10 protein-coding genes and 2 riboswitches are annotated in these 14,186 nt (G+C 66.5%); of the genes, 4 read left to right on the top strand and 6 right to left on the bottom strand.

Annotated elements, in window-relative coordinates:
* Positions 1-93 precede the first annotated feature (93 nt).
* The 4 genes from glyA to gcvP form a co-directional block, all read right to left on the bottom strand.
* Positions 94-1,419, bottom strand: coding sequence for a serine hydroxymethyltransferase (gene glyA, locus QF050_RS01525; protein WP_308928838.1), 1,326 nt, complete (start codon positions 1,417-1,419; stop codon positions 94-96).
* Positions 1,416-1,799, bottom strand: coding sequence for a glycine cleavage system protein GcvH (gene gcvH, locus QF050_RS01520; protein ID WP_308928837.1), 384 nt, complete (start codon positions 1,797-1,799; stop codon positions 1,416-1,418). The genes glyA and gcvH overlap by 4 nt, the downstream gene beginning before the upstream one ends.
* Before the next feature lie 236 nt (positions 1,800-2,035).
* Positions 2,036-3,172: a glycine cleavage system aminomethyltransferase GcvT gene (gene gcvT / locus QF050_RS01515; RefSeq protein ID WP_308928836.1), complete on the bottom strand. Its 1,137-nt coding sequence runs from the start codon at positions 3,170-3,172 to the stop codon at positions 2,036-2,038.
* Position 3,173: 1 nt separating this feature from the next.
* Complete coding sequence (gene gcvP, locus QF050_RS01510) at positions 3,174-6,056, bottom strand: aminomethyl-transferring glycine dehydrogenase (RefSeq protein WP_308928835.1); 2,883 nt, start codon at positions 6,054-6,056, stop codon at positions 3,174-3,176.
* Between the two features lie 160 nt (positions 6,057-6,216).
* Positions 6,217-6,317: riboswitch (glycine riboswitch) on the bottom strand.
* A 291-nt stretch (positions 6,318-6,608) separates the two neighbouring features.
* Positions 6,609-6,706, top strand: a riboswitch (glycine riboswitch).
* Between the two features lie 148 nt (positions 6,707-6,854).
* On the opposite strand from gcvP, the gene cycA reads away from it, so the two are divergent.
* The 3 genes from cycA to QF050_RS01495 all read left to right on the top strand — a co-directional run bounded on the left by cycA (position 6,855) and on the right by QF050_RS01495 (position 10,108).
* The gene (gene cycA, locus QF050_RS01505; RefSeq protein ID WP_308928834.1) at positions 6,855-8,396 is read left to right on the top strand and encodes a D-serine/D-alanine/glycine transporter; all 1,542 of its coding nucleotides are present in this window, start codon (positions 6,855-6,857) and stop codon (positions 8,394-8,396) included.
* A gap of 175 nt (positions 8,397-8,571) precedes the next feature.
* Positions 8,572-9,375 (top strand): hypothetical protein, encoded by an 804-nt coding sequence (locus QF050_RS01500; protein WP_308932068.1) that lies wholly within the window; start codon positions 8,572-8,574, stop codon positions 9,373-9,375.
* Positions 9,359-10,108, top strand: coding sequence for a 5-oxoprolinase subunit PxpA (locus QF050_RS01495; protein ID WP_308928833.1), 750 nt, complete (start codon positions 9,359-9,361; stop codon positions 10,106-10,108). The genes QF050_RS01500 and QF050_RS01495 overlap by 17 nt, the downstream gene beginning before the upstream one ends.
* Before the next feature lie 27 nt (positions 10,109-10,135).
* On the opposite strand, the gene QF050_RS01490 is transcribed toward QF050_RS01495, so the two are convergent.
* Positions 10,136-11,761: a DUF222 domain-containing protein gene (locus QF050_RS01490; RefSeq protein ID WP_308928832.1), complete on the bottom strand. Its 1,626-nt coding sequence runs from the start codon at positions 11,759-11,761 to the stop codon at positions 10,136-10,138.
* Between the two features lie 111 nt (positions 11,762-11,872).
* Positions 11,873-13,234 (bottom strand): DUF445 domain-containing protein, encoded by a 1,362-nt coding sequence (locus QF050_RS01485; protein WP_308928831.1) that lies wholly within the window; start codon positions 13,232-13,234, stop codon positions 11,873-11,875.
* A 49-nt stretch (positions 13,235-13,283) separates the two neighbouring features.
* Here QF050_RS01485 and QF050_RS01480 point away from each other — a divergent pair, with 49 nt between their 5' ends.
* The gene (locus tag QF050_RS01480) at positions 13,284-14,183 is read left to right on the top strand and encodes a glycerophosphodiester phosphodiesterase family protein (RefSeq protein ID WP_308928830.1); all 900 of its coding nucleotides are present in this window, start codon (positions 13,284-13,286) and stop codon (positions 14,181-14,183) included.
* Positions 14,184-14,186 lie beyond the last annotated feature (3 nt).

Genomic DNA, 14,186 nt, shown 5'->3' with positions numbered 1-14,186 from the left:
AGGGAGCGACACGTCCGCTCAGCGGGCGTCCTCGCGACCGAGCACGCGGAGGATGCCGGTCCCACCGGGCCAAGGTGGCCAGAGCCCAAGCACTTAGGCGAGATTCTTCATGCCCGGGTAGAGCGGATGCGCCGAAGCCAATGCTTCCACGCGGTGACGCAGGCCGGAAAGGTCCGCGTCGCCGTCGGCAGTCAATGCCTCGGCGATGATGTCTGCAACCTCGCGGAAGGCGTCCTCGCCGAACCCGCGGGTGGCCAGTGCCGGGGTGCCGATGCGCAGGCCAGAGGTGACCATCGGCGGGCGTGGGTCGAAGGGGACGGCGTTCCGGTTGACGGTGATGTCGATCGCGGCGAGCCGGTCTTCGGCCTGCTGCCCGTTGAGCTCGCAGTTGCGCAGGTCAACGAGGACCAGGTGCACGTCGGTGCCGCCGGAGACCACGCTGATTCCCTTGGCGGCGACGTCCGGCTGGACCAGGCGCTCGGCCAGGATGCGGGCGCCGGCAAGGACGCGTTCCTGCCGCTCGCGGAACTCGTCGGAGGCCGCGATCTTGAACGCCACGGCCTTGCCGGCGATGACGTGCTCCAGTGGGCCGCCCTGCTGGCCCGGGAACACAGCCGAGTTGATCTTCTTGGCGATGTCGGCGTCGTTGGTCAGGATGATGCCACCACGCGGACCGGCGAGGGTCTTGTGCGTGGTGGACGTGGTCACGTGCGCGTGCGGAACCGGCGACGGGTGCAGCCCCGCGGCCACCAGACCGGCGAAGTGCGCCATGTCCACCATCAGGTAGGCGCCCACGGAGTCGGCGATGCGGCGGAACTCGGCGAAGTCGAGCTGGCGGGCGTAGGCGGACCAGCCGGCGACGATCAGCTGCGGCTTGTGCTCCCGGGCCAGGCGCTCCCCCTCGGCCATGTCCACGGTGTGCGTGTCCTCACGGACGCCGTACGGCACTACGTTGTAGAGCTTGCCGGAGAAGTTGATCTTCATGCCGTGGGTCAGGTGGCCGCCGTGGGCGAGGTTCAGGCCCATGATGGTGTCACCCGGCTTGATCAGCGCGTGCATCACCGAGGCGTTGGCCTGGGCACCGGAGTGCGGCTGCACATTGGCGTATTCCGCGCCGAACAGGTCCTTGAGCCGGTCGATCGCGAGCTGTTCGATGACGTCGACGTGCTCGCAGCCACCGTAGTAGCGCTTGCCCGGGTAGCCCTCCGCGTATTTGTTGGTCAGCACCGAGCCCTGCGCCTGCATCACTGCGGCGGCGGTGTGGTTCTCAGAGGCGATCATCTCCAGGCCGTCGCGTTGGCGGCCCAGTTCGTCGTCGATCTTTGCCGCGATCTCCGGGTCCAGGGCGGCGAGGTCCGCGTTCAGGCTGGGCGACTCTACTTGCTCGAAGGCCTTCGTGCCGGTTGCGGCGGCGCTCACAGTTCGCCGCCGTTCGCTGCTGCGTATTCTTCGGCGGAAAGCAGCGGGCCTTCCTCGGTGACGGCCACCTTGAACAGCCAGCCGGCGCCATAGGGATCGCTGTTGATCAGGGCAGGGTCCGTCACCACGCCCTCATTGATTTCCACCACTTCACCGGTGACGGGTGCGTAGAGGTCCGAGACGGACTTGGTGGATTCCACCTCGCCGCAGGTCTCACCGGCGGTCACGGTGGAGCCGACCTCGGGCAGGTCCACGTACACGATGTCGCCCAGGGCATCGGCGGCGACGGCGGAAATCCCGATCCCCGCAGGACCGGCCCCGTCAACGGCAACCCATTCGTGCTCGGCGGAGTACTTCAGTTCAGAAACAACTTTGCTCATGATCTTTCCTTATCTTTCAAAACCTGTTGTGGTCGGGGGCGGAGGTGCCAGGACATCCTCCGCGTGCTCGGTCGCGTAGACGCCCGCTGCGCGGACGTGACGCTCCCTTAGACGCACGCTTCCGGATGCCCCACCACCTCCGAGGGCCAGGCTGGCCGCGGTTTCCGAAAGCGTGCGTCAAAGCGACGAAGGAGCAGCACGCGTGGAGACTGGGGCCTGCCCGTCCCGAAGTCTGGCTACTTTTGGCGCTTATAAAACGGGAGAGCTACTACTTCGAACCGCTCGGCCTTGCCGCGCAGGTCTACGTCGAGCTCGGTGCCGGGGGCGGCGAATTCGACGTCGACGTAGGCCATGGCGATGGGGTAGCCGAGGGTGGGGGAGGGCTGGCCGGAGGTCACTTCGCCCACAAGGGTGCCGTCCTTGAGGACGGGGTAGTGGGCACGTGCGGCGCGGCGGCCGGCGCCCTTGAGGCCCACCAGCTTCTGCCCGATGGTTGACCCGACTCCGGCGGCCTTGATCGCAGCCAAGGCTTCCTTGCCGACGAAATCGCTCTCCTTCGCCAGCGACACCACGGGACCCAGGCCGGCCGCGTACGCGTTGCCGTAGCGGGAGAGTTCGTTGCCGTAGAGCGGCATCCCGGCTTCGAGGCGGAGCGAGTCGCGGCAGGCGAGCCCGGCGGGGATGAGCCCCTGGCCGGCGCCGACTTCCAGCAGCGCCTCCCACAGGCCGGGCGCGTCCTCGTTGGGAACGTAGATTTCGAAGCCGTCCTCGCCCGTGTAGCCGGTGCGGGCCACGAGCAGGTCCTGCCCGTTAATTTCCACCTCGACGGCCGCATAGTACTTCAGCTCCGTGAGCAGTGCGTGCTGTTCGGCGGGGACCAGCTTCAGGAGGATCGCCTCGGAATTCGGTCCCTGCACGGCAATCAGCGAGGTCTCCGCAGAGGCGTCCTCCACGGTGACGTTGAAGTTGGCGGAGCGTTCCAGGAGTTCCTTCGCCACAACAGCTGCGTTGCCCGCATTGGGCACCACAAGGTACGTGTCCACGCGGTCTTCCGGAGACGGGCGGCGGTAGGTGATGAGGTCGTCGATGATGCCCCCGTCGGCATCGCAGATCAGCGAGTACTTCGCTTTGCCCACCGCTACTGCGGAGAGTTTCCCGGCCAGGGCGTAGTCCAGGAAGGCGGCGGCGTCGGGGCCGGTGACCCAGACTTCGCCCATGTGGGAGAGGTCAAACAGGCCGGCGGCCTTGCGGACGGCGTGGTGTTCGGCGAGCTCCGAGCTGTACTTGAGCGGCATCTGCCAGCCGCCGAAGTCCGTGAAGGAGGCCCCGGCTTTCTTGTGCTGCTCATAAAGGGCGGTGTAGTTCTCAGACATGTCAGTCTTCCAATCCGGTGGTTGAGCTTGTCGAAGCCTCGAAGTCTTCGAGGGGTGGGCAGGAGCAGACCAGGTTGCGGTCCCCTGCTGCGCCGTCGATGCGCCCCACCGGAGGGAAGTACTTGTCCTGCTTGAGTGAGGGCACCGGGAACGCGGCTTGCTCCCGTGGGTACGCGCGGTTCCAGTCAGAGGAGACGACGGCGGCCGCGGTGTGGGGTGCGTGCCGCAGGGGTGAGTCGGCCACGGTGAAGTCGCCGTTGGCTACCTGGTCGATTTCCTTGCGGATGGTGATCATGGCCTCGATGAAGCGGTCGATCTCGGCGAGGTCCTCGGACTCGGTGGGCTCCACCATCAGGGTGCCCGCGACGGGGAAGGACAGTGTGGGGGCGTGGAAACCGAAGTCGATCAGCCGCTTGGCAACGTCCTCGGCCGTGACCCCGGTCCTGGCCGTGAGTTCCCTCAGGTCCAGGATGCACTCGTGGGCCACCAGCCCGCCCTCACCCGTGTAAAGGACCGGGAAGTACTCGTCCAGGCGCGCGGCAACGTAGTTTGCGGCCAGCAGCGCAGACTTGGTGGCTTCGGTCAGGCCCTCGCCGCCCATCAGCTTCACGTACGCCCAGGAAATCGGCAGCACCCCGGCCGAACCAAAGCGGGACGCCGAAATGGCGACACCGTGTCCGGCCTCGTGCGCGGCCTTGTTGGCATCGCCCGGCATGAACGGTGCCAGGTGCGCCTTGGCGGCAACAGGGCCGACGCCGGGTCCGCCGCCGCCGTGCGGGATGCAGAAGGTCTTGTGCAGGTTCAGGTGCGACACGTCCCCGCCAAAGTTACCCGGCTGCGCAAGCCCCACCAGTGCGTTCAGGTTGGCGCCGTCCACGTACACCTGGCCGCCGGCCGCATGGACGGCGTCGCAGACTTCGCGGACATCCCCGTCGTAGACGCCGTGGGTGGACGGGTAGGTGATCATGATGGCCGAGAGGACGTCCTTGTGGGTCTCGATCTTGGCCGTCAGGTCATCGTGGTCGATCGTGCCGTCAGACGCGGTAGCCACGACGACGACCTTCATGCCGGCCAGCACGGCCGAGGCAGCGTTCGTGCCGTGCGCCGAGGCCGGGATCAGGCAGACGGTCCGCTGCTGCTCTCCACGGGAGTGGTGGTAGCCGCGGATGGCCAGGAGCCCGGCGAGTTCGCCCTGGGAACCGGCGTTGGGCTGGATGGACACCTGGTCATATCCGGTGATTTCGGCGAGATCGGCTTCAAGCCCGGCGATCAGTTCACGCCAGCCCGCGGTCTGGGAGTCCGGGGCGAACGGGTGGATGGACGCGAACTCCGGCCAGGAGATGGCTTCCATCTCGGCGGTGGCGTTCAGCTTCATGGTGCAGGAACCCAGCGGAATCATCGTGCGGTCCAGCGCCAGGTCCCGGTCCGAGAGCTTGCGGATGTAGCGCAGCAGCTGGGTTTCGGAACGGTGCGTGTTGAACACCGGATGCTGCAGGTACGCCGAGGTGCGCAGCACGGCTTCGGGCAGTTCGAAACCCTCTGCAGACACCACGGGACCGGCACCAAAGGCGACAGCAACCGCGGAGAGGACCTCCGGCGTCGTGGTTTCATCGACTGACACGCCAACTGTATCCGCGTCGATGAAGCGCAGGTTGATGCCGCGGGCTTCGGCGGCGGTGATCACCTTGGTGGCCTTGCCCGGGACGCGGACCGTCAGCGTGTCGAAGAAACAGTCGCTGACGAGTTCGCGGCCCATGGCCGTGAGGGCGGTGGCCAGGACCCTTGCGTTGTTGTGGACGGTTTCGGCGATCGCCTTAAGGCCGTCGGGGCCGTGGTAGACGGCGTAGAAGGAGGAGACGATGGCCAGCAGTGCCTGCGCGGTGCAGATGTTGGAGGTGGCCTTCTCGCGGCGGATGTGCTGCTCGCGGGTCTGCAGGGCCAGGCGGTAGGCCGGGACGCCGGCGTCATCCTTGGACACGCCGACGATGCGGCCAGGGAGCGTGCGTTCCATGCCGTCGCGGACGGCCATGTAGGCGGCGTGCGGTCCCCCAAAGAACAACGGCACGCCAAAACGCTGGGTGGAGCCGACGGCGATGTCCGCGCCCTGCTCGCCCGGCGGGGTGATGAGGGTGAGGGCCAGCAGGTCGGCTGCGACCGTGACCAGGGCGCCGCGGTCCTTGGCGTCGGCGATGACGCCGGACTGGTCCCAGACCCGGCCGGACGCGCCGGGCTGCTGCAGCACGATGCCGTTGATGTCGCCTTCGGGCAGGCCGCCCGTGAGGTCGGCGATTTCCACCTCGAAGCCGAGGGCTTCGGCCCGCCCCAGGACGATGGCGATGGTCTGCGGGAGGAGGTCGGCGTCCAATACGGTCTTGCCGTCTTTGGCGGTCTTGTTTTTGTTGGCCCGGCGCATCAGCAGCACGGCCTCGGCCACGGCGGTGGCCTCATCCAGCAGCGAGGCGTTGGCCACGGGGAGGGCCGTAAGGTCCTGCACCATGGTCTGGAAGTTCAGCAGTGCCTCGAGCCGGCCCTGCGAGATTTCCGGCTGGTACGGGGTGTAGGCGGTGTACCAAGCCGGCGATTCCAGGATGTTGCGGCGGATCACCGGCGGGGTCACGGTGTCGTAGTAGCCTTGGCCGATCATCTGGATGGCGGTCTTGTTCCGGCCGGCGATCCGGCGCAGCTCGGCAAGGACCTCCACCTCGCTGAGGGCGTCGGTCAGCCGGAGCGCAGTTTCCTGGCGGATGGACGCGGGGACGGCGATGTCAACGAGGCCATCCACGCTGTCGTAGCCCACGGCTTTGAGCATGGTGTCGACGTCGGACTGGCGGCGTGCGCCGATATGGCGGTCAACAAACGATGTTGGATGCGATTGAATCGTCATGAGGAACTCCAGTTCTGGCCGGCCAAAGATGGCACGGCATGGGATGGGTTCCTCCCCGCTCTGTATTGGACCTGAGAGATTCCGCGTTGCCTGCTCTTGGCAGGGGACCGCTTGCACCGTCGGTGAACCAGGCACAAGCCTGGTTGCTTTCCAGAGTCGCCTCGCCATGACGGTACGGGGGCCTGAGAGATTCCTGGGGAGGATTTGCTCCTACGGCGCCTGCCCGGTGTTTCGCCGGGAGGACTCTCCCGTCACAGCTCGAAAGGCTTATTCAAATGTGGGTGATTCGGCTCACAAGGTATCGGGATTAGCTGCCGGTGGCAAATCGGGCGACTGCCGCAGGGAGCGGGACCCGGAACCTGGCACCCTTCCGCCCAGCTTGTGGCGGGACAAGTTTGACTTTCGATCGTGACGGACACCACACTGAACCCCGGGATCGGCACCGCCCGGTGGCCGGCTCAACGTATCCGGAGCGGCCCACCAGCCGGCGCCCATCCCATCGCATGACCCGCCGCGGCCCCCAGGGCTGCGGCGTCCAATTGAACATGCCTTCGACCTGCGGCGGGAGAGCCCTGCCGGTACATCCAACAGGCGCCGTAGGAGCAAATCCTCCCCAGGAAACTCTCAGGCCCACGTACCGCCGCGGACAGGCAACTCTGGAAAGCAGCCAGGCATGTCCCTGGCTCACCGACGGTGCAAGCGGCCCTGGGCTGCGGAAACTCTCAGGTTCACTACAGAGCGGGGAGGAACCAAATCTTTTGCGGCCCCCAAAAGGCCGCTTTATCGATGGAGTTCCTCATGGCGATTCATCCCCAAACGTCCAACGGCGAACCGGCCCGCAACCAAGGCGCCACTGCGGCAGCCCGCAGCGAGCCTCCCCACCTGGAGCGGCAGCTCACCAACCGGCACATCCAGCTCATCGCGATCGGCGGAGCGATCGGCACCGGCCTCTTCATGGGCTCCGGCAAGACCATCTCCGCGGCCGGCCCATCCGTGATCTTCGTGTACATGATCATCGGCTTCATGCTCTTCTTCGTCATGCGGGCCATGGGCGAACTGCTGCTGAGCAACCTGAACTACAAGTCCTTCAGTGACTTCGCGGCTGACCTCCTCGGACCGTGGGCAGGCTTCTTTACCGGCTGGACGTACTGGTTCTGCTGGGTGATCACCGGAATCGCGGACGTCATCGCCATCGCCGGCTACTCAAAGGAACTCTGGCCGGCGCTGCCGCTCTGGATCCCGGGCCTGGCCACCGTTGCCATCCTGCTCCTGCTGAACCTCGCCACCGTCAAGGCTTTCGGTGAGACCGAGTTCTGGTTCGCCCTCATCAAGATCGTCGCCATCGCTGCCCTGATTATCGTGGGTCTCTTCATGATCTTCACCGGTTTCCAAAGCGGCGCGGGCACTGCAAGCTTCACCAACCTGTGGAGCCACGGCGGGTTCTTCCCCAACGAGTTCATGGGCTTCGTGGCCGGATTCCAGATCGCGGTGTTCGCCTTCGTGGGCATCGAACTGGTGGGCACCACCGCCGCCGAGGCCAAGAATCCCGAACGCACGCTGCCCAGGGCCATCAACGCCATCCCCGTCCGCGTGCTGCTCTTCTACGTCGGCGCGCTGGTCATCCTGATGGCCGTCACTCCGTGGACCCAGTTCGCCGCAGGCCACAGCCCCTTCATCGGCATGTTCTCCCTGGCCGGCCTTGGTGCCGCAGCCACGGTGGTCAACCTGGTGGTCCTCACCTCGGCCATGTCTTCCGCGAACTCCGGCATCTACTCCACCTCCCGCATGGTCTTCGGACTGGCCCAGGAAGGCGACGCCCCCGGCATGTTCGGCCGCCTCTCCACGAGGAAGGTGCCCAGCAACGCGCTGTTCCTGTCCTGCGTCCTGCTGCTGTCCGGCGTCGTACTGATGTATGCCGGCCAGGACGTTGGCAAGGCCTTTGAAATGGTGACCACCGTGTCAGCCGTCTGCTTCGTCTTCGTCTGGTCGATCATCCTCGCCAGCTACATCTCCTTCCGGCGCCGCCGGCCGCACCTGCATGCGGCGTCGAAGTTCAAGATGCCCGGTGGCATCCCCGCCGTATGGGTGGTGTACGCGTTCTTCGCTTTCGTCCTGTGGGCCCTGACCACCCAGCCCGACACGCTGGTTGCACTGCTGGTAACGCCCATCTGGTTCGTCGTCCTTGGCGTGGCGTGGGCCGTCCTTCGGCGCCGGCCCGCCCATCTTGCCCGCTTCGAGGTCTTCCGGGCAGAGGTGCGCGCGGACAACGCTGCGGCCGGGCGCAGTGGTGGCCAGGACGCTGGTGCGGCAGAGCACGAGGTCCAGCAGGCCAGGAAATAACGGCCGACGGCGGGTTGCAGCGGCGGCGGTGAGGTCCAGGTACTGCATCCTGCCGCCGCAGCCGACCGGCCGGGGAGCCGCAGACCCGAAAGTTCAGCATGCTTAGTGTTCATCCACATAGGATGGAAAAGCACGGCAGCCCAACCGCTGCAGGTCGATTTGAATGAAGGTGACCATGGCCCGGCGCAGCAATCCCGCAGTACGCATCGCACAGGAAACCGCCCACAGCGCAATGTTCGACGCCGACGGCAAGCCCAAGCCCGGTATCCACAACATGCTGCTGAAGGCAGTGCAGATCCAACGGCCCCTGGTGGTCGGCTATATCCGCAGGCTCCAGAAGAAGCATCCCCGGGCCACCGCCGCCCAGTTGGCGCACATCGCAGAACGTGACTACCTTCGGGCCGTCGCCGGCGGGGGCGCCCTGGTGGGTGCCACCGCCGTCGTCCCTGGTGTTGGAACTGTCGCCTCGCTGGGACTGTCCGCGGCCGCCACCGTCGGTTTCCTCGAGGCCACAGCTCTTTACGCAACGTCGCTGGCGGAGCTCCACGGCATCCGCCTCACCAATCCGGAAAAAGCCGGCACCATGGTCATGGCCATCATGCTCGGTGAGGAGGGTACCGCCCTGCTGGGCACGCTCACCGGCCAGGCAGCCGGCAACAGCGCCGGTAATGCCTGGGGGAGCGTCCTCTCCAAATCGATGGTGGTGCCGGGCTTCGGGAGCGTCCGGAAGCGGATCCAGGCGGCCTTCCTGAAGAACCTCCTGAAGCGCCAGGGCACTGCGTTGTTCGGCCGGGCCCTGCCATTCGGGATAGGGGCTGTTGTGGGCGGAGCCGGTAACCTCATGATGGGCCGCGCTGTGGCCAAGAACGCGCGCGAGGCGTTTGGGCCGATGCCGGACACCATTCCCGGCGAGCTGACCGCCGCTGCCGCGCCGGACAACCTGACGCTGGAAGGCAACACACTTGGATCTCAACGCTGACGTAGGTCAATCATTCGGCTCCTGGACCGCGGGTGGCGATCCGGCGATGTTCCAGTTGGCCACCAGCGCCAACGTGGCCTGCGGCCTCCACGCCGGTGACCCCATCACCATGCTTGACAGCTGCAGGGCGGCCTACGACCTGGACGTCACCGTTGGGGCGCACCTTGGCTACCGCGATTTGGCCGGCTATGGCCGGCGCTCGCTGGACATGAGCTTTGACGAGCTCTTCGGTGACGTGCTGTACCAGCTGGGCGCGCTCGACGGCGTGGCCCACGCCGTGGGGGCCTCGGTGGACTATGTAAAGCCGCACGGAGCCCTGTATGAGGCATTGATCCACGACGCCGAGCAGGCCTCCGCGGTGGTCGCGGCAGTCAACGCCTACGATCCCGGCCTTCCCATCCTGGGCTTCGCGGGCTCGGAGCTGTTGAAGCAGGCCAAGGAAGCCGGTCACCCGGTGTTCACGGAGGCCTTCGCTGACCGCGCCTACCTCGCCGACGGCAGCCTGGTGCCACTCTCGGAGGAGAACGCGGTCCTGCACGACGTCGACTCGGTGGTCGAACGCGCCGTCCGCCTGGCAACCCAAGGCGATGTGGTGGCCGTGGACGGAACCGTAGTTTCGATCCGCCCGGATTCGCTGCGGATAAGCGGCGGGAGCCCCGCCGCGGTGGAGATGGCGGCCCGGATCAGGGCAGGACTTGAGGCTGCAGGCGTAGGACTGGAGTCCTTCGCGTAGGGACCTGTCGCGGGACGGCAGGCCGAGTCAACCCGACAGTACGAACGGTTTGGTGAAGAACTCCGCCCACACCGGGTCCTCGGGTGAGAGGTCGTGGAGGTCTATGAGTTTGTCGTCGTCCGGTTCCCACTGCGGGAGGTCTTCCGGGCTGGGATCTACACCTTGGGTTACAGCGGGCATCGGGAAAAGTCCCGCCGGCCAGTGGGTTGGTTCGGGGTCTGGGTGTTCGGGGTTGTAGTGGCGGCCTGTCGGTGAGGTCCAGCCCGGAGAGCGGTTATCCGTCGCGGGGTCGGGGATCCATGGCCGGGCGTGTTTGAGCCGGTGATGTTTGGGGCAGAGTTGGCCCAGGTTCCGGACACCCGTGGTGCCGCCGTTCTGCCAGGCGGTGAGGTGGTCTGTGTCGTTGTCCGGGGTGCGGTTGGTGCAGCCGGGGAAGGTGCATTTTCCGTCCCGCATCCGGATCCATTGTTTGATGGTTTCGGTGAGCCGGTAGCGGGTGCGGCCGATCTCCAAGGGGGCCCCGTCGCGGGGGTCGACCAGGACGCGGTAGAACGATTCCGCCCCGTCCGCGACGAGCTTGCGTGCCATGGATGCTGGGATGGGGCCGTGGCCGTCCAGTTCTGCGGGTTCGTCAGTGATGCCGAGCAGGGAGAACACCGGCACCATGACCAGCACATCCGCACGCGGCGTGGGGACTCGTCCAATATCACTATTGCTCCCCGCAGCGCTCCCGGCACCGGAAATGCTGCCTGCACCCGTTCCCGCAGCATCACCAGTCCTCCCGGCCGCCTCACCCGCAGCCGCCTCACCCGCAGGCGTTCCGGCGCCGAGGAGTAGTGATGCGGCGATGTCGGGGCGGAGTTGGGTGATGGTGCGGGGTTCGTTGGGGCCTTGGAGGCCGCGGGCGGTGGCGGTGGTGCGGTTCCAGATGGCGCAGGCGGTGTCGCCGGGAAGGCAGAGCGAGATCCAGGCCATGCCGTCGCGGTCAGGGGTGTATTCCATCCGCCGGTCCGCGACACCCTTGGCGTGGCGTTGCTCCAGGGTTTCGGGGTGGTGGCGTTCGCGCCAGGTGCGGACTTTGGCCCGGAACCGGGAGGGAACGAGTTCGCCGGGGGCGGCGCCGCGGGCCGGGTTGGGAGCGTCGGGGTCGAAGAAGTGCGCCGCCAGGGCGGTGGCACCGTCCGGGGTGAGGCCTTCGGTTTCGTCGGCAACAATTCTCGCGTGCTGCCAGGAGAGGTCTCCGGCGGACATGGCGTCCCGGACCGGCGGGAGGGCGCACACCCGCCGGGACTGTTCCACGAATGCCCCGGCGGCACTGGAGCTGATGGCCAGGGCCCCGGCGATTTCCTCGACCGCTGACATTTCCGCGTAGGTGCGTTCGTGCACCGGGGCGTCCGGGGCAAGCATCGCGTTCTGGATCGCAACGGCCTCGGCAACATCACCGGCTTTCACCGCGGCGAGCTGCGCCTCCAGCCGCTTCACCACCTCCAGCCGCGCCAGCCGGAGCTCGTACCGCCGCTGCAACACATCCACGTCAGCACCAACACCAACTCCGGCAGCCAGGAAAGAGTCCTCACAATCCAGCGCATCGAGGGCAGCAACGGAGGCATGAACACCCTCCAAAGCCACCCCGGCACCGCTGCTGATTTCCATACGAACATCATCTATCGAGGCACTGACATTCGAAGCGGAGGACTAACCTTCCTGAGTCACCCCCCTGGGCCGAGACCGCTCATCCCACAAGGGAATTACCCAAAGAGGGAATTACCCAAAGATCAGATGCGCCACCGTGAAGATCAATAACCCGGCCAGGGACCCCACCACGGTGCCGTTGATGCGGATGAACTGTAGATCCTTGCCTACCTGGAGCTCGATCTTCTGGGACGTTTCCTCGGCATCCCAGCGCGCCACGGTGTCCGTGATGACCCCCGCAATGTCCGATCGGTAGGTCCGGACCAGATACCCCGCAGCGTCGCCGATCCAGGCGTTGACCTTCCCGGCCAGTTCGGGGTCCTCGACCAGCCGCGACCCGAAATCGCGCACGGCTGCCTTGAACTTGATGGTGAGTTCGCTGTGGGGATCGTCCACGGCCCCCAGCAGCGCATTCTTGACGGTGCCCCACGTTCGGGACGCCAGTTCGCGCACCTCGGGATCACCCAGTACCTGTGCCTTGATGTCCTCGGCGCGGGCGATCATGGCCGGGTCGTGCTGAAGGTCCTGCGCGAGGTCGTTCAGGTACTTGTCGATCGACTGGCGCACCTGGTGGTTGGGGTCGGCCTGGACGGCCCGGACGAACTTCAGGATCTCGACGTACACCTTGTCGCCCACCAGGCCGTCAACGAACTGCGGCACCCACGTGGGGGAGCGGTCGGACACCAGGCGGCTGACCGTCTCGTGATTATCGTCCACCCAGTCTGCGGCGCGGTCCACCATCAGGTCCACCAGCGTGTGGTGGTGCCCGTCATGGAAGATCCGCTCGGCGAGCCTGCCCACCGGCGGCCCCCACGGCGGGGTGAGCAGATGCTTGCGCACCATGCCCTCGATGACGGCCTGGACGTCGTCGTCATTCAGGACCTTGAAGGCGCCGCGGATCACGGCGGCGCCCTCCTTGGCCACCCGCTCCGCCCCACCTGGCGTGGCCAGCCACTGGCCGGCACGGCCGGCGATGTTAACGCTGGCCAGCTTGTCCTGGACCACCTGTTCGGAGAGGAAATTCGTCTCCACGAACTCGCCCAGGGAGGCCCCGATCTGGTCTTTCCGGCGGGGAATGATGGCGGTGTGCGGAATCTTGATGCCCATGGGGTACTTGAACAAGGCGGTCACGGCGAACCAGTCGGCCAGCGCGCCCACCATGCCGCCCTCGGCGGCTGCACGTACGTACTGCAGCCACGGATAGTCCTTCTGCAGGGCAAACGCGAAGACAAAAATTACGCCCATGGCAATCAGCAGGCTCAGTGCCAGCAGCTTCATTTTCCGCAGCGCTGCCGCCTTTTCGGCGTCACCGGCACCAGGCTCCCGGGTGGCGACGGCGCCTGCCGCCTTGGTGCCCTGCGGCACCTGCCGCGTCGCCTCCGCTGGTGCATCCTGCGTGGCGTGCCCGGTAGTTGCCTCAGAGTTCACCTGCATGTGCCAAGCCTAGCCCCGAAGGCGGAAGCCGGTCCGCTACCGTGTGAGCATGACAACTGACGAGTCTGTGCCGCAGCGGCCGTTGGTCTATGCCCACCGGGGCTCAAGCGGCACTTATGCTGAACATACCCGCGCCGCCTACCTGCAGGCCCTGGCAGACGGGGCCGACGGGGTGGAGTGCGATGTCCACCTGACCCGGGACCAGCACGTGGTCCTGCTTCACGACGCCAACCTGGACCGGACCTCGGACGGGACGGGCCCGGTGGGGGACCGGACGCTGCATGAGCTGCGGCAGCTGGACTTCTCGTCCTGGAAAGGGGTGCGGATCCCCGAAACGTACGGCGCCCGCTCGGAACAATTCCTGACCCTTCCGGAGCTCCTGGACATCCTTCGTGGAGCGGGCCGCCCCGTGGGCCTGGCCATCGAGCTCAAGCATCCAAGCCCGTACCAGCTCAAGCTGGAGGACCGGGTACTCGAAGTGCTCCGCAGCGAAGGCTGGGAGCCTGAAAGCTCCACGCTGGACAACGTGGCCGTGACCTTCATGAGTTTCAGCCCCGATTCCGTCCGCCACCTCCTGGAGTCCGTCCCGCCCCGGTACATTTGCCAGCTCGTGGACGATCTCACGGTCCACGAGATACGCGGTGGCCTGGGCGTGGGCCCGATTACCGGCGGAGCGATCGCCAACCTGATGAAGGCCACCCAGCTGGAGAGCGAACAGATCCTGGACGACTGCCTGGTGGGCATGGCGGGCCCCGGCATCGACTACGTCCGCGAACGCCGGGACACCGTCCGCCGCTGGCTGGACTCCGGCCGGCGTTTCCGGGTCTGGACGGTGGACTCGCCGGAGGACGTTGATCTGTGCCAGGAACTCGGTATCCAGGAGATCACCAGCAACTACCCGGCCCGGGTCCTGGACCAGCTCCGCGTGGCGTCACCGCAGGCGAAGTAGGGC

Source organism: Arthrobacter sp. SLBN-112, from assembly GCF_030944625.1.
Classification (GTDB): domain Bacteria; phylum Actinomycetota; class Actinomycetes; order Actinomycetales; family Micrococcaceae; genus Arthrobacter.
The sequence above is the reverse complement of the archived record's forward strand: the minus strand, read 5'-3'. Positions and strand labels throughout refer to the sequence as shown.